A 20,780-nucleotide genomic window follows, 5' to 3' on the forward strand; every position below is an offset into this window, starting at 1 on the left:
TTCTTGGTCGAAGACGGAGGCGGACCTCAAGGGTCAGGACAAGGACAAAAGAGAGAGCCGGCACTCATTTATGAATGTCGGCTCTTCTTAACGTTAGTATGTTATACAAATTTGAGAGAATTTGAAACTTCACAGTTTCGTCTTGTTTTACTAAACATTGATTTATTATAGAGAAAGCATAGAAATTTGCTTATTTGATAATGGTAGTCTCCTGTGCCTGTGGCTTGTTCTGAACCGAGTCCAGACGGGCGGAGTCTACCTTGGCTACCGACGGCCCCTCGTGGGGCTTTCCGATTTCCGCCATGCCCTGTGCAGCCTGCGGTTGGGTTTCGGGGCTGTCGAAAGCACCCTGCATGGCGTTGCCGATAGTGAGGACAATGGCTACGATGGCAGCCGCCTTGAAGAGTGGCATGAGCCGTTGGCGCATCGTGATGATGCGTGCCTTGACGGGCTTCTCCTCCTCAATCATGTTCAGAATCTTCTGGTCGAAATCGTCGCCCAAGACATCCTCGGTCTTCAACGATGCCGCATAGGCGAAGAGACTCTGATATGGCAACAGATCAGCCGGAACATTCTCCTGCGAGAAGAATGAGCGGAGAATCTCTTCTTCCTGAAGAGATGTCTCGCAACGCCAGTAGCGTTCCAATAACTGTTCTATATACTTATAATCCATATTCTTCTATTTTCTGATAACGGCTTTTGACAGCCTGCCGGGCGCGGAAGATGTTTACCTTCACCTGTTCTTCCGTAATAGCGAGTATATCGGCAATCTCCTTGTATTGCTTTCCCTCGAAGTCGCGGAGCTGCAAGCAGCTTTTCTGCTTCTCGGGAAGACCGTCCACTATCTCTCTGACCACCCGCACCCTGTCGCGCTGTATCATCCGGTCTTGCGGATTGGAGGAGGTCTGAGGCTCGCCCGTGCCGACAGAGTCGAGAGAGTCGTTGTTATTGTCCTTCTTCTTGGTTCTGTCCAAGGCGAGATTGCGACATATCCGTAGGCTGAAAGCCTCAATAGAGTCTATTGACTCCCACTCGTCGCGCTTGTCCCAGAGCTTCATCAGCGTGTCCTGCACAATGTCCTCTGCCTCTGCACGGTTGAGCGTGATACGCAGAGCCAGCCTGAAGAGTTCGTTCTTCAGCGGCAACACATCGTTACGGAAACTGATTTTCTTCATCCCTTTGTTATAATGACGATTCGGTGGGGGCAAAAGTTACAGCCGGGTGTAGCTTTCCTGTTTATTTAACTTTTATTTATGGTAACAGAAGCAAGGGAGATGCTTCGCCCTGTCGGCGACGGCAATAACTCCGGAACAGCCGTCAGGCAATTGCGCGAAGCCTCAACGCACGATGCGTAAAGCCCAGACGCCTGTCGCGTTTGCCCTGTACGCGGGCATGACAGATATGTGGCCGGCACGCGGCTGCTTCCGAAAATCCGCCCCGTGCCGCCCATATAGAAAGGGCGGACAGGGGCGGACAATAGGGAATGTGCCTGTTCGGCACGCTCAACACGGTGAAAGCCTACAGGGGATTACTCCAAATAGGTATATCCGTACAGCCCACTACGGTAGTTGCTGAGAAACTCCTTGCCTTCCTCCAAGGAGATTTTGCCCTGCTTGACGCTCTTTGTCACCCATATTTCGAGCTGGCGCACGAGTTTCTTCGGGTTGTACTGAACATATTCCAGAACCTCCTCGACGGTCTCGCCATCGAAAATCTGGTCAATGTGGTAATTGCCGTCTTTCACCGAGATGTGTACGGCGTTCGTATCGCCGAAAAGATTGTGCATGTCGCCGAGAATTTCCTGATAGGCCCCGACGAGGAATACGCCCAGATAGTAAGGCTCCGTCTTCTTCAGAGGGTGTACGGGGAGAACGTGGCCCGTGCGGCCTTCGGTAACGAAATTGGCAATCTTGCCATCGCTGTCGCACGTGATGTCCTGCAGGGTGGCCTTGCGTGTCGGACGGTCGCCGAGCCGCTGAATCGGCATGACGGGGAACAGCTGGTCGATAGCCCAGCTATCGGGAAGCGACTGGAAGAGAGAGAAGTTGCAGAAGTATTTGTCTGCCAACAGCTTGTCCATGTTCCGCAGCTCGTCGGGGACGTGCTTCATGCCCTTGGCCATGTTGTTGATTTCGTGGCAGACGCTCCAGTACATCGCCTCTATCTCGGCACGGGTCTTGAGGTCGACCATCCCGTGGGAGAAAAGTTCCAGAGCCTCCTCCCGGATTTGCTCTGCATCGTGCCAGTCCTCAAGCATATTGCGCGAATCTATGTTGCACCAGATGTCGTAAAGGTCCTTGACGAGCTGATGGTCGTTGTCCTTCGCCTCGAATTCCTCGGGCATTTCGGGCAGCGAGGCAGTTTCAAGCACGTCGATAACGAGTATGGAGTGGTGGGCGGCAAGGCTGCGGCCGCTCTCGGTGATGATGTTCGGATGGTCTATTCCATTCTTGTTGGCAGCATCGACAAAGGTATATACGCAGTCGTTAACGTACTCCTGAATACTGTAGTTGACCGAACTCTCGCTGCTCGAGGAGCGTGTTCCGTCGTAGTCTACGCCCAGTCCGCCACCGCAGTCGACGAAATCGACGTTGTAGCCCATCTTGCGCAGATTGACATAGTATTGCGCTGCCTCGGTGAGAGCGGTCTGTATACGGCGTATCTTCGTGATTTGCGAGCCGATGTGGAAGTGGATTAACCGCACGCAGTCGTGTAGTCCCTTTTGGTCGAGCAGCTCCAAGGCACCGAGAAGTTCCGACGAGGTCAGCCCGAACTTGGAAGCATCGCCTCCGCTCTCCGACCATTTTCCGCTGCCGCTCGAAGCCAGCTTTATGCGGATACCGATGTTCGGCTTCACGTTGAGCTTCTTGGCGGCACGGGCAATGATTTCGATTTCGTTCATCTTCTCGACGACAATGAAGATGCGTTTGCCCATCTTCTGTGCCAAGAGAGCCAGCTCGATGTAGCTCTGATCCTTGTATCCGTTGCAGATAATGAGCGAGTCGCTCTGGCATTGTACGGCTATGACGGCATGAAGTTCGGGCTTTGAGCCGGCCTCCAGTCCGAGGTTGAATTTCCGGCCGTGGGATATAATCTCCTCTACGACGGGCTGCATCTGGTTCACCTTGATAGGATAGATGATGAAATTCTCGCCCTTGAAGTCGTATTCCTTCTTTGCCTTCTCGAAACAGGAGGATGTTTTCTCGATGCGGCTGTCGAGTATGTCGGGGAAACGGAGCAGGACGGGAGGTGTAACGTCCCGTAGGACGAGTTCATCCATCACGTCTCGCAAGTCAATCTCCGTATTGTCCTTGCAGGGAGTAACGTAGACATCGCCCTTTTCGTTGATGCCAAAGTAGGAAGTCCCCCATCCGTTGATGTTGTAGAGTTCCTTAGAATCTTCAATTGTCCACTTTTTCATAATCCGTAAGCCCTCCCAAACTTGCCGGCCGTGCTCTGTCGGCCGTCCGTCCGGGCATTTATAATAAGTATTCTATGTATGTTGATAATATTGTTTTCTCCATCCAAAACCGATGAAATGGTCGTTTTCTATAATCGGAAAGCCTTTCTTTCAGATGCCGAGGAGTGCCCGGAGCTGTTCTACCGACTCTTTTATCATGCCGTAATTATCCAGCAGATTGACATCGAGGACGTGTCGCGCCTTCATGTAGAATGGCTCGCGGTGCCGTAGCTGCTCCCGGATGAACGCATACACCTCTTCGGGAGTCTTGTCGAGCAGCAGCGGGCGAACCGACCTGCCCATCTTGAGGTGTCCGTAAAGCACCTCGGGGGTCGCCTTCAGGTAGACCGTCTCGCCCTGTTGGTTAATATAGTCGATGTTATCGAAGAAACAAGGCGTTCCGCCACCACAGGAGACGATGACATTCTCGAACTCCGCCACCTCGTGGAGCATATTTCGCTCTATCTTCCGGAAGCCTTCCTCGCCCCGTTCGTCGAAAATCTGCTTCACGGTCTTGCGCATCCGGCTCTCAATATACCAGTCCAAGTCGTAGAAAGGAATATCCATCTCTTTCGAGAGTGCCCTTCCCAACGTCGTTTTCCCGGATCCCATGTAGCCGACAATGATGATGCGCTGTGGCGTCTGTGCCTTTGCTTCTGCCATATAGCTTGGTTTTTGAGGCCGTCTGTTCCCTGCAAGGATAATCAGCCTTAGGAAGCTGCATCCCCGAAAGTCTCCCCTGAGACAGGGAAACCAGACTTGCGAGGGTGCAAGTCCCTACGTTCCGACAGCCCTTGCCGCTTTATCTCCTTGTCCGCTTAGCTTTTGGCTCGGGCGCATTCTTCACTATTTCCTGACACTGCCCGTATGTCAGCTCTGCTGCCGCGTCGTGCAGGTTTTTCGGAATACGGAAGTTCTTGCCGTCGTAGGCTATGTACGGACCGTAGCGTCCGTTCATAACCTCCATCTTCGGGTCTTCGTCGAAAGTCTTCAGATGGCGTTGCGCTTCCTGAAGACGCTTTTTCTGAATCAGGTGGATGGCCGTATCGAGCGTTATAGTCAGCGGATCCTCGTCCTTGGGAAGCGACACATACTTCTTCTCGTGCATCACATAAGGGCCAAAACGCCCAGCTCCGATGATGACTTCCGAGCCTTCAAACTGCCCGACCTTGCGTGGGAGCTTGAACAATTCAAGCGCATCTTCCAAGGTGAGGGAGTCCATCGACTTGTCGGAAGGAAGCTGGGAGAAACGCGGTTTCTCCTCGTCGTCGGCACTGCCAATCTGCACCACCGGGCCGAAACGGCCAATCTTGACAAACACCGGCTTACCCGTCTTCGGGTCTTCTCCCAACTGCCGTTCGCCGGCCTTGTGCTCGGAACGGGCGTTGAGTACCGCTTCCACCTCGGGTTCAAACTTCTTGTAGAAGGCCTTCATCTCGGTATTCCATGCCGCCTTGCCTTCAGAAATCTTGTCAAACTCCTGTTCTACCTTCGCGGTAAAGTTGTAGTCCATGATGTCGGGGAAGTTTTCCATCAGGAAATCATTCACCACCATGCCTATGTCTGTGGGAATCAGCTTGCCCTTGTCGGCTCCGTTCATTTCCTTCTTGGTCTTGCTTGTTACCTTAATCCCCATCAGCGTGTCGACGACATACTTGCGTTCTTCACCCTTCTTGTCTCCTTTCTGCACATATTCTCGCTGCTGAATGGTGGAGATGGTGGGAGCATAGGTAGACGGGCGTCCTATGCCCAGCTCCTCGAGCTTGTGCACCAGACTTGCTTCCGTATAGCGGCTCGGGCCTTGGAGGTAGCGTTCGGTGGAGGTAATGTCGCGCCGTTCGAGTGCGTCTCCCTCGTGCATGACGGGCAAGGCATGCGAGAAGACCTCGGTACCATTGTCGTCATCGTCGGTCGATTCGCGGTAAACCTTCAGAAAACCATCGAAAACGATAACCTCGCCATTGGCTACAAACTGAAGCTCCTGATGTTTCTGAGAGAGCGAATCGCCCGAAATCTCAATGTTTACCGTTGTTTTCTCTATTCTTGCATCAGCCATCTGAGAGGCTATGGTACGCTTCCATATCAGGTCGTAGAGCCGCTTCTCCTGTCCCGTTCCGTCGATGGCGGCAGCCGTCATATCCGTCGGGCGGATGGCTTCGTGCGCTTCCTGCGCACCCTTGGCCTGTGTATAGTAGTGGCGTTCGTTGGCGTATGCTCCCCATAGAGCCGCAGTATCTCCTCGTGGCTCTTGTTCAGGGCGAGTGTGGACAGGTTGACGGAGTCGGTACGCATATAGGTGATGCGTCCGGCCTCGTAGAGACGCTGCGCCACCATCATGGTCTGACTGACCGTGAAACCCAACTTGCGTGCGGCTTCCTGCTGGAGCGTAGAGGTCGTAAAGGGAGGCGCGGGAGTGCGCTTCAATGGTTTCTTGGTAATGGAAGCCACCTTGAAACTGGCGTTCTTGCACGCTTCGAGGAAAGCCACGGCATCATCGTGATTCTTGAAACGCTTGTTCAGCTCTGCTTTCACCTCATGCTTCGACCCGTCCTCGTGCTCTACGGCAAAGATGGCGTTGACGCGGTAGTATGGTTCCGACTTGAACTGCTGTATCTCGCGCTCGCGCTCTACTATCAGACGGACGGCGACGCTCTGCACGCGTCCTGCACTCAAGGCCGGCTTCACCTTGCGCCACAATACGGGCGAGAGGCGGAAGCCTACCAGACGGTCGAGCACGCGACGCGCCTGCTGCGCATTGACGAGGTTCATGTCCAGATGTCGCGGATGCTCGATGGCTTGGAGGATAGCCGACTGAGTAATTTCATGAAAGACGATGCGGCTTGTCTTCTCTTCGTCCAAGCCCAACACCTCGCAAAGATGCCAGCTGATGGCTTCTCCTTCGCGGTCTTCATCGGACGCGAGCCAGACTTTCTTGGCAGCCTTGGCACTCTTTCTGAGTTCGCCCACTACCTTTTTCTTCTCGTCGGGAATCTCATAATCGGGTTCGAGGGTATCAAGGTCGATGCTGATTTCCTTCTTCTTCAAGTCGCGGATGTGTCCATAAGAAGACATCACCTTGAAGTCTTTACCCAAGAATTTCTCTATTGTCTTTGCCTTTGCGGGGCTTTCTACTATAACTAAGTTTTCTTGCATACAGCTCGTGCACATTATTTTTCAAGGGCGCAAAAGTAATCATTCTTTTTGCTTACACCTTATATAATAGGCAAAATTTGCGTTTTTTTAAGTATTAAGCCGTTTTTCTCCGTCATTCGGACAATTGCCTTCAACGGGGAAAAGTGCTCTCATGTTTATATCGTCTGTACCGATTTGCCGTCTTTCGGCCCATGAAGCGATCCGCGGTACAGGGCATTTGGCCGATAACTACCGCCTCTGAAGGAAGTCGAACAGGGCCTGACGGATGGAGCGCAAGCCAAATTCCTCGGTATGAACCTCGTCCAAAGGCAGCCACCGGGCAGCCGACACGTCATCGGAGACGGAGAGGACGGAAGTGTCCGCCACCTTGCAGACAAAGAAACTGTCAAGGGTCGGAACGTCGAAACCGCTATAGCGGTATTTGTTGGGCAGCGAACAGAAAAACTCAACATCGGATATTTCGAGATTCGTCTCCTCCTTCACCTCGCGGCAAAGGGCCTCGTAGATGGTCTCACCTATATCGCAGAACCCACCGGGAAGGTCGCATGTCCCCTTTCCCGGCTCTTTCTTGCGCGTGGTAACAAGCAGCTCGCCCCGTTCGTTGAGGATGAACGCTGCCACCGCAGCACTGGGATTCAGATAGTATTCAAACCCGCAAGCCTTGCAAAGCTTGCTCTTCTCGTCTTGTTCTTCAAAATGACTGCTGCCGCAAACCGGGCAATAACGGAATTTATCGAGTACGTGTAGCATAATCTGAAAATAAAAGAGAAAGCCCCGGAGGGCCTGTCGTGGAATGGCGACGGTGCTGTTAAAATACCTTTACGGCCCTGCTTGTTTCTCCTATTCGGCTTGCAAATATACTAAAAACTCTAAACACCCACTCCAAAAACACTATATTTTTGCTATCTTTGCATAGTTATCAACTATTTATAAACTTTTTCCAACCTTGCCATCCCCGCCTCCCGATTGTGCAGACAACAAGGACGGACAAGCAGGAAGAGGCAGGGGCAAAAGTATATAACTACAGCCGACACGATTAAAATCAAAGATATAATGAATTTCAGAAAACTATTTTTCATTGCCGGAATGGCTGCCCTGTCAATGTCGGCAGCCGCCCAGCAGACGTTTGAAGTAAAGCTCTACAACGGACGCGTGCCTTATGACAACGGCGACACGGGCGACACGGCCAAAGTGCGTGTCTATCTGCCCAACGAGCGCGAGGCTACCGGGCGTGCCGTAGTTATCTGTCCGGGTGGCGGATACCAGAACCTCGCGATGGAAAAGGAAGGCTACGACTGGGGAGAGTTCTTTCAGAACCAAGGCATCGCGGCCATCGTGCTGAAGTACCGCATGCCGCACGGCAATCCCCAGACCCCGATTGCCGATGCAGAGCAGGCCATGAAGCTGGCACGCCTCAACGGTGCGTCATGGAAAATCAGCCGCAACGACGTGGGCATCATGGGATTCTCGGCAGGCGGACACCTTGCCGCAACGATTGCCACGCTAAGCACGGGCGAGGCGAAGCCCAATTTCCAGATACTCTTCTATCCCGTCATCTCCATGATGGAGGGCTTCGGGCATGAGGGCAGCCAGACAAATCTTCTCGGCAAGAATCCCAACAAGCGCGAGCAGAAGAAGTACAGTGCCGACATGAACGTAAGCCGCACGACACCGCGCGCGTTCATAGCATTGAGCGACGACGACAATACCGTTCCGCCGGCAAACGGCGTCAACTACTATATGGAACTGTATCGCAACGGCGTCCACGGTTCGCTGCACGTCTATCCGGGCGGCGGACACGGCTGGGGAAGCAAAATAGGCTTCCGCTATCACGAAGAGATGATGATGGACCTGAAGGCTTGGCTGAAGAGTCTCTAAGCGACAGACGCTCCGGCAAACCCGGCCGGATGTCTCCCCAAGCTCCTCCGTAAGGAAAGGATGTGCCGGTGGGGCGCAGACAAAGGGGGAAATAATAATAGTATTGTTTTTTTCTGAAGAAAATCCCGACGAAACCGCACGGTTTCATCGGGATTTCTGCATACAGAGACTGCCTGACGGGAAAAGGGAAAAGAACGTGAGATATTCCCTGCCTGTTGCAAATATGGGACAATATAACTGAATTTGCATTGACAGGCATAAAGACGGAAGACATGGAACGGCTGTAGGCACCTGTCCTCCACTCCCGTTTCAGGATGCGGATGCCGAAAGAATCCAACTTCTGCACACCCTTCCGGCAGAGAGGAGCACACGCATCGGAAATCTATCCGTAAACATCTGGTATTCTGATGGTTGCATGGAGATATAACAAAAGTGCCGCTTTGGCCTGACGAAAACTACTTTTTCGCATGGCCAAAGCGGCACTTTCGTCGTGTCAAGACGGCACTTTCATTTTTCCATCTCAACATCTTCGTTCTCCAACCCCGACATTCCGCAAACGAAATCCCATTCTTCGGGTGTTCCGGGACTGGCATTTTGGCTGCCCCGGCCTATCCCACTCTACAGCAGGGCCTGTATCTCCTGTTCGATGTTCTTAATCTGCGAAGGATTCCTCACCACGTCGTTGTTGCGGTCAATGAGGTAGATAATCGGAGCGGATGCCGCAGGTGCGGTATATGCCTGACTCACCCCCGTATTGTCGTAGACGTTTACCCACGGCAGGCTGGCAACCTGCTCCTTCCAGAAGTGGGCGTTGTCGTCAAGCGAAACCATGTAGATTTCCAGCCCCCGGGCATGATACTTATTGTAGAGTTCGCGGAGGCGCATGATGTATTCCGTCGACTCGGGGGCGGAAAAGACATGGAAATTGAGCAGCACCACCTTTCCCTTGAACTCCGTCAGATGGCGTTCCCGCCCAAGATTGTCGCGCAAAGGCAGGTCGATGACGCCCGAAACCTGTGCATTGAGTGCCACCTCCTTCTTCTGCGCCTTTATTATGCGTTCGTCTTTCATCCCCTTCAGCGTGATGTTGTGCAGGTTCTGACCACGCTCGGAGCCGGGGAAGAACGTGTCCCAGCTCGTTGCCACGGCACCAAACACCTTGTTGTCCTTCAGGTCTCGTGCAGGGTCGAATATCAGCTGTGCCTGATTGCCGACGACAATGTACTGAAAGAGAGCGAAATAACTGTATGCCTTCATCGGCTCCTTGAATATATAGTTGCGCGTAACGTCCTGCTTGTAGGCCGACAGCAGCGTGTTGATGAGCGAGTCTGCCACGTCCGGACGCTGTGCGGCTATGGTCTGGCACTGCGCCTGAAGTCCAATCTGCTTCAGGGCCAGCTCCTTTATCTTCTCGTTCTCATACGAGCCTTTCACCGTATAGTCGGTAGCCATCTGCGGATAGGTCGCATTCACGTCCACGGTCTCGGTGGAGTCGATGGCGATGTTGATGATTTGTCCTGCAATACGGAGACGGTAAAACTCGGGATTGTCCACCTTGTCGCCCGAAAACGAGAAAGTGCCCTTTTCATCGAGCTTTGCCGAGTCTATTTTAGCAAATCCGTCAAGTCCGTTGTGCTCGAAATAGAGCACGGAGTCCTTTGCGTTGGCTATTGTGCCCGACACATGGAACTGCTCTCCTGAGCATCCTGCCAGTACGGCTGTGCCCATTACGGCTGCCGCGGCCGCCAAATGGTGAATGATATTCCTTTTCATCGTTGTATCTGTTGTTTCTTTTCAAAAGTATGGTTTGTCTCGGGTCAAGACCTTGCAAAGTTACGGTTATTTGGGAAACTGCCCAAGGAAACGCGAGGAAAATGTATAGCCGGCACGCGGAGTATCCGACGGGCACACAGGCAAATTCCTGATACGGGGTTCTCCGGGTGTAGCCTGTATGCTTTATGGAGACTGCTTTCGTATATGCAGAATTAAAGATTTTTCCGGGCAGACCGCTGCCAAGGGGAAACGTTCAACAACAAAAGGCGGCGTCAGGCTTGCAGAAACTCAAACAAAGGCGATGCTGTCATGCAAAAACAACAAAGTGTCAGGGAAACAACACCATTTTGTCGAATAGCTATCAGAGAGGGAAAGAAATTAGCAAACAAAACTAAAATAAATGCCGTTTTCTTTGTTTGTTACATATTTATTGGGTAAATTTGTGCGATTTTATTTCTATGTAGATAGTTAAAGGCGATTGGTAAAGGCACTAAACTTTAACTCACAAGCAATTTACTATCACTGATGTAGGTCAAAACAATAAGTATTTTTCAATTTTAGATGAACGTAATTACGAAAAGCCTTCAATTGGCTGATGGAAGAACCATCACAATTGAAACCGGAAAGGTTGCAAAGCAGGCAGACGGCGCAGCGGTACTCCGTATGGGAAACACCGTGCTCCTCGCAACAGTTTGTGCAGCCAAAGAGGCAGTTCCGGGTACAGATTTTATGCCTTTGCAAGTAGATTATCGTGAGCAGTACGCTGCCGCAGGCCGTTTTCCCGGCGGTTTTACCAAGCGCGAAGGCAAATCCAACGATGACGAAATCCTTACCTCACGCCTTGTGGACCGTGTTCTTCGTCCACTCTTCCCCTCAGACTACCACACAGAAGTCTTTGTAAACGTCCTCCTTCTTTCTGCTGACGGTGTTGATCAGCCCGATGCGCTTGCCGGCTTTGCCGCTTCAGCAGCCATGCAGTGCTCGGATATTCCAATCGAATACCCTATTTCCGAGGTACGTGTAGCCCGTGTCAACGGCGAATACGTCATTAACCCGACCTTCGAGCAGATGAAGTCTGCCGACATGGACATCATGGTGGGTGCCACAAAGGACAACATCATGATGGTAGAGGGCGAAATGGACGAGGTTTCGGAGCAGGATTTGATTGCCGCCCTCAAGGTAGCGCACGAGGCTATCAAGCCGATGTGCGAGCTTCAGGAGGAACTGGCAAAGGAGCTCGGCACCGACGTGAAGCGTGAATATGACGACGAAATAAACGACGAGGAGCTGCGCGAGCAGGTTCGCCGCGACACTTACGACGCATGCTATGCCGAGGCTCAGAGCGGCGACAACGACAAGAAACACCGCGAGGAGACCTACGACAAGATAAAGTCTGACTTCATAGAGGCTTACGATGCAGCCCACACAGACCTCTCGGAGGACGAGCTCGAAGAGAAGCATGCCGAGATAGAACGCTACTTCGCTGATGTTCAGCGCGACTCCATGCGCCGGAGCGTACTTGATACGGGCAAGCGCATGGACGGACGTGCCACGGACGAGATTCGCCCAATCTGGTGCGAGGTGGACGCTCTGCCCATGCCACACGGAAGCGCGCTCTTCCAACGTGGTGAAACTATGTCTCTCTCTACCTGTACGCTTGGTACCAAGCTCGACGAGAAGATGATTGACAACGTGCTTGACAAGAGTTACCAGCGTTTCCTCCTCCACTACAACTTCCCGCCGTTCTGTACGGGCGAGGCGAAGGCACAGCGTGGAGTCGGCCGTCGGGAGATTGGACACGGCCATTTGGCTTGGCGCGGTCTGAAAGGTCAGATTCCTGCCGACTTCCCATACACCATCCGTCTGGTCAGCCAAATATTGGAGTCCAACGGTTCTTCCTCCATGGCTACCGTATGTGCCGGAACGTTGGCACTGATGGACGCAGGTGTTCCTATGAAGAAGCCTGTTTCGGGCATTGCAATGGGTCTGATAAAGAACCCGGGAGAAGACAAGTATGCCATCCTTAGCGACATTCTCGGCGACGAGGACCACTTGGGCGACATGGACTTCAAGACAACGGGTACGCGAGACGGAATCACAGCCACGCAGATGGACATCAAATGTGATGGTCTTTCCTTTGAAATCCTTGAGAAGGCACTGCTTCAGGCAAAGGCCGGACGCGAGCATATTCTCGGCATCATGACCGATACAATCGACCAGCCACGCGAGGAGATGAAGCCACAGGTACCGCGTATCGTTGCCCTTGAGATTCCGAAGGAATTCATCGGTGCCGTTATCGGTCCGGGCGGAAAGATTATCCAGCAGATGCAGGAGGATACTGGTGCCACCATCACCATCGACGAGGTTGACGGAGTAGGCAAGGTGCAGGTGTCAGCTCCCAACAAGGAGTCTATCGATGCTGCTCTCGGCAAGATTAAGGCCATTGTAGCCGTACCCGAAATAGGCGAGGTTTACGAGGGGACAGTACGCTCCATCATGCCTTATGGATGCTTCGTTGAGATTCTTCCGGGCAAGGATGGATTGCTCCATATCTCGGAAATAGACTGGAAGCGTCTTGAAACCGTTGAAGAGGCAGGCATCAAGGAGGGCGACAAACTGACTGTCAAGCTCCTTGACATTGACCCGAAGACAGGTAAATATAAGCTCTCTCACCGCGTGCTTCTCGAAAAGCCGGAAGGCTATGTAGAGCCACAGCGTCGCCCACGTCGCGAAAACGGAGACCGCGGCGAACGTCGTCCACGTCGTGATGGAGACCGACGTCCACGTCGCGAAAGCAACGAAGACTAAGCCGGATTGAGGTTTTCACCTTAATATAATATAAGAGTCCCCACAAAGCGAACGCGCCTTGTGGGGATTTTTGCAGCCCACTGCTTGTTTCTCTCCAAGGCGAGAGTAGCCGGAAGTGGGTTTTGTCATTCTTCCTTACAAACATTTGTTAAACTTCAGAATATTTCTTTCTCATTCTTTGTATTATCATAAAAACTACTTATCTTTGCACATTGACGAAAAGAAACAAATTTGATGAACCAATACAAGCATAGTGCAAAGCGAGCTTTCATAGCATGGCTGCTCTTGGCAATCTTCATATTGCCAATGGTAGTGCGCGCTGTGCATGTTTGTCAGGAGGAATGTTCGCCTGTCGGTCCATCACAGGTAACGTATTCAGAGCATCATTCTCAGGGACACAACCCCGAGAAATGTCCTATCTGCCACTTTGCTTTCTTCAGTTTTGTAAAGCCGGATGCTGTCCAGACTGGGACACTCTTCGCTATAAGCCTTGGCATCACCATTCTTTTTGCAGCGGCAGCCATCTTCCGCAAGCAGGCAGATGCCATCAGTCTTCGGGCACCTCCAACCCTTGCTATAGCGTAATTCCATCTTTCAGGGAATTATTATTCGTCTATGGACAAGACTCTGTCAGCACTTATTGGATACAATTCTATGGGATAATTCCATCTGGTAGAACAGTATTTTACAGGCAAACTATGCCTTGTGAAAGCCATTTCCATATACTGGCACCAAGCCTTCCGAAGACGACGGGAGCTGTGTTTATTCGCTGAAAATCAGTAGGATAAAGACAGACGACAACTTACAAACAACTTATTTTTTACTTCTTTCGGAATGGATAAAGCTACTTTGGCGATTATTCTGTCTTCGACCGCCTTGTGCTTCCCGGTTGTTTCGGCAAACGGAACAGCCACAATAAGTCATACGCACAACAAGACGGCCCGGCAGACAACGGCTATCGGCACTGCTGACAGCACGGTGCTGATGCAGGATGTTACCGTTATCGGAAATCGGAAACGCGACTTCCAGATGCGCACCTCGGTCAACAATGTCAGCATCGACAAGACTTTCCTGCAATCAAACTTTGCCGGCAGTCTGATGCAGACCCTGAGCGGGGTGCCCGGCGTGAAGGCAATGAGCATCGGCTCCGGGCAATCCAAGCCTGCCATCCGCGGACTCGGATTCAACCGCATGGTCGTTACCGAAGACCGAATCAAGCATGAGGGGCAGCAGTGGGGCGACGACCACGGACTGGAAGTAGACCAGTTTGCCGTCGACCACGTTGAAATCATCAAAGGGCCTGCCGCGCTCCTCTACGGATCGGACGCCATTGGCGGTGTCATCAACCTGTATGGGAACTACATTCCGACGAAGCCGTTCCAAGGAAGTGCCTCTATCTTCACCCGAACCAACAATGAATCGCTCGGAATCTCGGCAAAACTCGAAGGCGCAATGGAGCATTTCTACTGGAAAACCAACTTCACCGCCATCAACTATGCCGACTTCAAGGTGCCGACAGACAGTATTCAGTACTACTCCTACTATATACGGCTCAAAGATAAACGCCTCCGCAACACTGCAGGCCACGAGCGCGACGGAAGCGTAACGCTCGGTTACAAGACCTATGGGTTCCATACGGAGCTGAAGCTGTCGGATGCCTATACTAAAAGCGGATTCTTCGCCAATGCGCACGGACTGGAAGTGCGCCTCTCGCAGATAGACTACGACCGTTCGCGCCGCGACATCGACCTGCCCTACCAAAGCGTCAACCACCTGAAAGTGATGAGCCACAGCGTCTATCAGCATGGCAAAATATCCATAGAAGCCGACCTCGCCTATCAGAACAACTACCGCAAGGAGCTTTCCGAGCCTGTTTCACACGGCTACATGCCCATTCCGGCAGGCTCATTGGAACGTCGCTTCAACAAGAGCACCTACACCGGCACCGTAGACATGAAGTTCGGACTCGGCGAACGGCATCTGCTGAACTCCGGCTTCAATGCAGAATACCAGCATAACCGCCGCGGCGGCTGGGGATTCATCATCCCCGACTTCGAGACCGTGGCCTTCGGGGCATACGCCTTCGACCGCTTCACGGTCAATAAACACCTCATTCTCAATGCCGGAGTGCGCTACGACCATGTCCGGACAAGCATACACAGCTATCACGACTGGTACAAAACACCCGTCAGCGAAACCGACTCGGTCTACAAGGAACGTTCCTCCGACATCCGCCGTTCGTTCAACAGCATCACATGGTCGGCAGGTCTCAACTTCACCTCGGGCAACTGGCTGCTCAAAGCTAACGTCGGAAAGAGCTTCCGTGTACCTATCCCAAAGGAATTAGGGGCAGACGGAGTAAACTATCACATCTTCCGATACGAGAAAGGCAACCCCGACCTCGACCCGGAGGAGTCGTATCAGGTCGACGCCGGCATCAACTGGGGCAATCGGACGCTCAGCGTGGAGTTCTCACCTTACCTGAACTACTTCCCCAATTACATCTACATGAACCCTACCGCCAACTACTACGAGGGTCTGCAATGGTACTTCTACACCCAGAGCCGCGTCATCCGCTATGGTTTCGAACTACAGGCGAACTGGCAGTTTCTGCCATTCCTCAGTCTGGAGGGGAAGGGAGAATACCTCCATGCAGAACAGCTGTCGGGCGAGAAGAAGGGATTTACCCTCCCGTTCTCCACGCCTTGGTCGGCAGACGGGACACTCCGCTACACCTTTTGCCGCCAGCAGCCGGGTAATGAGGCTTTGTCGCCTTCAATGTACACGTAACGGGAGCACAGCACGATATAGTTCCGCCCGAGAAACCCACACCGGGACACTACACCCTCAACTTGTCGGCCGGCAAGGACTTCGCTTTCGGCGAACGGACGTTGCGCATCAGCCTCAACGCCGAGAACCTGCTCAACCGCCGCTACTACGACCATACAAGTTATTACCGCCTCATCGATGTGCCCGAACCGGGACGCAACATTGCCCTGATGGTCGGTTTCGACTTCTAAAACAAGAAATAACACTTAATTTATCAAACAACCTGAGAGAGTTAGAGGAGAGTTGTTGGGAGACGGAGACCACCCGCTCCGACCTCCCACAACCTCCCGACACTCAACCTAACCGAGAAAATCAACTTATCATTTAACCGAGGCGAAAGCCTCACAAACTATTTACAAACATGAAAAAAAAGTTTCATTATGAGTGCTATCGCACTCTTGAGTGTGTTCACACTGTCCATGACTTCTTGCAGCGACGATGATGATCCCGTTGCAGAAAGCAAGATTGAGTTCAAGGATGCCGAGTTCGGACATCACAATTCCAAGACGGCCTTTGTAGGAAAGGACATTCATCTTGAGTGCGAAATCGCATCCGAGTCGAAGATTACCGCCATCACCGCAAGCCTGAAGGACAAGGATGGCAAGACGGTTGCCACCAAGAACTACACCGACAGCAAGTACATCGGCGTACTGAATGTCAAGTTCCACGAGCACCTGCACCTCTCCGCAGACATCAAGGAAGGCGATTACCGCTGCATTATCTCTGTTACCAACGAGCGCGGTACGACCAAGACTCTCGAGGAAAACATAAAGCTGACGATGCCGGAAGCTAATGCAGCACCAGCCATCCATCATTTTGAGGTGAATACACCCGAAGCCAAGGCAGGCGGAAAGATTACCCTCACTGCTCACATCGAGACTACCGCACCTATCGCGGAAATCGAAGTAGAGTTCCACGGAGAAGAGGAATATCCTGTAGAAGTAGAGGACTTCAACGGCAAGAGCGGCAAAGTTGATTTCAAGAAGGAAATCACCGTTCCTGCCGAATGCACTCCCGGAAGCTACCACATCCACCTCACCGTGACGGACAAGAACGGTAAGGCTACCACCGAGGGAATACCTGTATTCACCATCACCAAGTAAATAAAACCGGCAATGGGCAGTTGACAGAAAACAACTGCCCATTGTCAATCATTCAACAACAAGGCATTATGAAAAAGATTATCGCAGGTCTATCGGTCGCCGCACTTCTTACGGCCATTACTGCATGCAGCAGTGACGACGAGACTGTAAAGGACACACAGAAGCCGGCCATATCTGAGGCAGGCATTACCCCCAACCCCGTAGATTGCCAGACCTACAGCCGGGGCGAGGCCATCCCCTTCCAGTATATCTTCACCGACAACATGGAACTGGGAAGCTACAACATAGAGATACACAACAACTTCGACCACCACACCCACGGAACATCAGCCACAGACTGTCCGCTCGACAAGGAGAAGACTGCCACGAACCCATGGGTCTTCAACAAGGACTACACCATCCCTGCCGGAAGCACTACCTACAAGGGACGCGTGGACATACAGATACCCGGCGACATCGAACCGGGCGACTATCATTTTATGATTCGCGTTACCGACAAGGCCGGATGGCAAGAGCTGAAATCGATGAGCATCAAGATAAAATAAGATAAAAAGAACATCAAATAGGTGCGGCACTACAATAAAATGCCAATTATCGTGTTAGAATAGAGTTCACTTAATTACACAATTACAGCAATGAAAAAGATTATCTTAATGGTAGCTGCATGTGCAGCTATGGTAGCTTGCAACAACGGCAAGACTACTGCAAACAATGAGAGCAGCGATACAACGGCTGCAGACACCGTGGCAGCAGACTCTGCCATCTACGAGGGCATGACCCCGGCTGCCGATGTATATGGCATCAAGTACCGCGTCGCACTGGCACAGGATTCTACCAACGGCTTCAGCCTGTCAGAGGCATACATGAAGTCGGAGACCGAGATTGACACAGCAAGCAACTACAACGGCAAGTACGAGATTGTGAAGAAAGACGTCAACGGCAAGTCCAACACCTACTACCAGTTCGCTCTGGGAGCTGACGACAAGGCTACATTCCTTGTTCTCAACGATTCTACGCTCCGCATGGTCAACAGCGACTTCGAAGAGGCTGTTGCCAAAGAGGGCATGAACTATGACTTGAAGTTGCAGAAGTAAGCCACCGGCTGCTTCCATAGACCGAAAAACAAAGGGCTGCATGGGGAAACGATTCCCGTGCAGCCCTTTTTCGTATTCTTGCGGCAGCATCGTGCAGCCTTCTGCTATCCTCCCTGCACACCACTATACTTCCATTTCGCTGCACGGCAATATTCCCGTCCATCCGCCCAACGGTTGTCGCCGTCCGGTGAAAACGGCACTCTGACAACACGAAAGCGGCACTTTGACACAGCGAGAACGCCACTTTCACGGTGCGAAACCGGCTTATCCGCGCAGTGGTTTTCCCAAGCTCTGCAAGTCATTGAAAGACAGGCAGATGTCGGGCGTTCCGTCATTTGGGGGTTTTAAGTGCCTCCTGCCGTCTCCTCTCCATGCCACTGGTCTCTTCGCTAAACTGCGGCCTTACAGTAAAATGAATGTCCCCCTTTCCTCGGGGAGGAAAGGGGGACAGGGATGTAAGGGATGCTGAAGGAGCTTCTATATCCTTACTTTGCATTAATTTCCTTGAGCAGGCGGTCGGCATGTCCCCACTTGTCCATCAGGAAGAGGACATAGCGAATGTCAACACCGATGCAGCGCGCCAGTCGGCGGTCAAAATTGATGTCGCTGGAAAGGCTGTCCCAGTTGCCGTCGAAAGCAAGTCCGATGAGGCGTCCCTTGCCGTCGAACATCGGCGAGCCGGAGTTGCCGCCCGTAATGTCGTTGTTGGTCAGGAAGCAGAGCTGCATCTTGCCCGTGGTCTTGTCCTGATACTTGCCGAAATCCTTGGCTGTCATCAGTTCGTGCATGATAGGTTCTACCTTGTACTCCTCTACCTCGTTGGCACGCTTCATCTTTTCGACGATGCTTTCAGCCGCGGTATAGTAGCCGCTGTTGTATTGTCCCATCATGTAGCCGCCTACCTGACCATAGGAGAGGCGCATGGTGAAGTTGGCATCGCTGTAGTGCGGCATGTCCATCTCCATCTGTACCTTAGCCTCGCAGAGCTTCTTCTCCTCGTTCTGAATGGCTTCTTGGGCTGTTGCCAGCGTCTCGCCCATCTTGGCATAGACCTTCATCAGCTCAATGCCAAGCAGGATGCCGGGGTCTGAGGTGGTCTTCTCGTTATTGAAGAACTTGTAGTCCTTCTTCAGCAGATTGCTCTTTTTGTAGAGCCATTCAGTGTATTTGGTATAGTCGCCGCCGAACTTCGAATTGATTTCCTCGTAGAATCCGGGGAGGAAGTCTGCCGGAACCTTGGCGGCGTAGTTCTTCAGCATGGCAGCCGTCATCTCCTTGTCGAGGGCGAGGTTCCACTCGTCGCTGTTGTCCTTGAACTGCATGTACTGCTTGGTCTCGTCGTCCTTCGGGCCCTGAACCTCCACTGCACCGCGGAGTATGTCCAACGACCGCTTGAAGAACTCGCTGGTCTTCCAGAACGACTCCATCCAGTAGTTGCTTGCGATATAGGATGGCTTGCGGTCGGCATAGAGCTTGGAGAGCTTTCCGAAGTCTACGTTTACGCTTGCGTCCTTGGTAGTCTGGCTGTTCAGCCAGTTCTGAATCTTGGTCTCGTATTCGGCTTTCTGACGGACGAGTCCGATGGAGTCGATACACTTGTTCATACCCATCGCGTTCTTCCAGTAGTTGGCCGCACCCACGTACTTGTCTTCGTACTGTATTCGGGTCTTCTCGCTCGCATCCATATACTTCTTCATTATGGCGAGCTTAATGTCGCGCGCCTGAACCCGGATAGAGTTTTCTACGTCGCGCTTCTCCTGTATTCCGTAGGAGGAGAGGTAGCGGCTGGTGCTTCCGGGATAGCCTATGGTCATGGCAAAGTCCTTGTCCTTGTAGCCCTCGAGGCTGACAGGTGCCCAGTGTTCGGGATGATAGGGCACGTTGTCCTTGGAGTAGGGTGCAGGGCCGTTGGTCTTCGGGTCAGCATAGATGCGGAAGACGGAGAAGTCGGCCGTCTGTCTCGGCCACATCCAGTTGTCGGTTTCGCCTCCGAACTTACCCATGCTCTTGGGCACGGTGAAGACGAGTCGCAGGTCGGTGAAGTCTGATAGGTAGTGGCGAAGTACTTGTTGCCCTCGTAGAAGGCACCTATCTCTATATGGAGGGTCTTGTCTACGGTCTTGATAGAGTCGGTGAGGTAGTTGGAGAGCGAGTCGATGATGCCGCCTTGCTCCTCGAGGCTCTTGCCTGCTATAAGGGCATTGACGCGTGCGGTTACGTCTTCCTGCTTCTTCATAAACGATACGAACATGTTCTCATTGGGCAGTTCTTCGCTGAAATCCTTTGCGTAGAAGCCGTTGAGCATGTAGTCGTGCTCTACCGTAGAGTGGGCGTTGATGGCACCGAAGCCGCAATGGTGGTTGGTGAATACGAGTCCGTCTGGCGAAACAACGACTCCCGAGCAGAAGCCGGAGAAGTTTACGACATAGTTGCTGATAGCATTGGGCGAATTGTAGAGCATGTCGCACGGAAGCTGGAAGCCCTCGTTGACCATCTGGTCGTAGACGGCATCGGGCAGATTGAAGAGTGTCCACATGCCTTCGTCGGCATGCGCAGTACCGAGCGCAAAGAGACCGGCGAGGAGTAAAGTTGATTTTTTCATATTGTTTTGGTGTTAAATTGATTGAATTTCTCGTAGGGGAATGTATGATAGGGGTTGGATGACGGTAAAAGTCTGCCGCG

General features: G+C 52.3%; 12 protein-coding genes and 3 pseudogenes. 7 read left to right on the forward strand and 8 right to left on the reverse strand.

Translation table 11 applies throughout. The features are described 5' to 3' along the window. Window positions 1-190: 190 nt before the first annotated feature. The 6 genes and pseudogenes from JCM15908_RS09650 to JCM15908_RS09675 form a co-directional block, all read right to left on the reverse strand. On the reverse strand, window positions 191-673 hold the full coding sequence (locus JCM15908_RS09650; protein ID WP_025003177.1) for a PG0215 family putative anti-sigma factor: 483 nt from the start codon (window positions 671-673) through the stop codon (window positions 191-193). Beyond that, window positions 663-1,175: a GFO_1088 family ECF-type sigma factor gene (locus tag JCM15908_RS09655; protein WP_025003178.1), complete on the reverse strand. Its 513-nt coding sequence runs from the start codon at window positions 1,173-1,175 to the stop codon at window positions 663-665. The genes JCM15908_RS09650 and JCM15908_RS09655 overlap by 11 nt, the downstream gene beginning before the upstream one ends. A gap of 353 nt (window positions 1,176-1,528) precedes the next feature. After that, complete coding sequence (gene speA / locus JCM15908_RS09660; protein ID WP_025003179.1) at window positions 1,529-3,421, reverse strand: biosynthetic arginine decarboxylase; 1,893 nt, start codon at window positions 3,419-3,421, stop codon at window positions 1,529-1,531. 150 nt (window positions 3,422-3,571) lie between these two features. Next, complete coding sequence (locus tag JCM15908_RS09665) at window positions 3,572-4,123, reverse strand: shikimate kinase (RefSeq protein WP_025003180.1); 552 nt, start codon at window positions 4,121-4,123, stop codon at window positions 3,572-3,574. A gap of 139 nt (window positions 4,124-4,262) precedes the next feature. Continuing rightward, window positions 4,263-6,613: pseudogene (gene topA / locus JCM15908_RS13550) on the reverse strand (type I DNA topoisomerase). A 228-nt stretch (window positions 6,614-6,841) separates the two neighbouring features. After that, entirely contained in the window at window positions 6,842-7,363 is a 522-nt protein-coding gene (locus JCM15908_RS09675) for an NUDIX domain-containing protein (RefSeq protein ID WP_025003181.1), read from the reverse strand. Window positions 7,364-7,666: 303 nt separating this feature from the next. On the opposite strand from JCM15908_RS09675, the gene JCM15908_RS09680 reads away from it, so the two are divergent. Next, on the forward strand, window positions 7,667-8,491 hold the full coding sequence (locus JCM15908_RS09680) for an alpha/beta hydrolase (RefSeq protein ID WP_025003182.1): 825 nt from the start codon (window positions 7,667-7,669) through the stop codon (window positions 8,489-8,491). 618 nt (window positions 8,492-9,109) lie between these two features. On the opposite strand, the gene JCM15908_RS09685 is transcribed toward JCM15908_RS09680, so the two are convergent. After that, entirely contained in the window at window positions 9,110-10,264 is a 1,155-nt protein-coding gene (locus JCM15908_RS09685; protein WP_025003183.1) for a TlpA disulfide reductase family protein, read from the reverse strand. Window positions 10,265-10,825: 561 nt separating this feature from the next. Between JCM15908_RS09685 and pnp the strand changes: the two genes are divergently transcribed. The 6 genes and pseudogenes from pnp to JCM15908_RS09715 all read left to right on the forward strand — a co-directional run bounded on the left by pnp (window position 10,826) and on the right by JCM15908_RS09715 (window position 18,098). Next, on the forward strand, window positions 10,826-13,072 hold the full coding sequence (gene pnp / locus JCM15908_RS09690; RefSeq protein WP_025003184.1) for a polyribonucleotide nucleotidyltransferase: 2,247 nt from the start codon (window positions 10,826-10,828) through the stop codon (window positions 13,070-13,072). 234 nt (window positions 13,073-13,306) lie between these two features. After that, window positions 13,307-13,657: a hypothetical protein gene (locus tag JCM15908_RS09695; RefSeq protein WP_025003185.1), complete on the forward strand. Its 351-nt coding sequence runs from the start codon at window positions 13,307-13,309 to the stop codon at window positions 13,655-13,657. Between the two features lie 399 nt (window positions 13,658-14,056). Next, window positions 14,057-16,092: pseudogene (locus JCM15908_RS13555) on the forward strand (TonB-dependent receptor). Between the two features lie 189 nt (window positions 16,093-16,281). Then, complete coding sequence (locus JCM15908_RS09705) at window positions 16,282-17,004, forward strand: DUF4625 domain-containing protein (protein ID WP_025003186.1); 723 nt, start codon at window positions 16,282-16,284, stop codon at window positions 17,002-17,004. Between the two features lie 68 nt (window positions 17,005-17,072). Further along, window positions 17,073-17,549 carry a DUF4625 domain-containing protein gene (locus JCM15908_RS09710; protein WP_025003187.1) on the forward strand — a complete coding sequence of 159 codons (477 nt, stop codon included), beginning with the start codon at window positions 17,073-17,075 and terminating at the stop codon, window positions 17,547-17,549. Window positions 17,550-17,639: 90 nt separating this feature from the next. Further along, window positions 17,640-18,098, forward strand: coding sequence for a copper resistance protein NlpE N-terminal domain-containing protein (locus JCM15908_RS09715; RefSeq protein WP_025003188.1), 459 nt, complete (start codon window positions 17,640-17,642; stop codon window positions 18,096-18,098). 485 nt (window positions 18,099-18,583) lie between these two features. Here the strand turns inward: JCM15908_RS09715 and JCM15908_RS13560 are convergent. Continuing rightward, window positions 18,584-20,700: pseudogene (locus JCM15908_RS13560) on the reverse strand (S46 family peptidase). Window positions 20,701-20,780: the final 80 nt, after the last annotated feature.

Source organism: Prevotella dentasini JCM 15908, from assembly GCF_000614065.1.
GTDB lineage: Bacteria > Bacteroidota > Bacteroidia > Bacteroidales > Bacteroidaceae > Prevotella > Prevotella dentasini.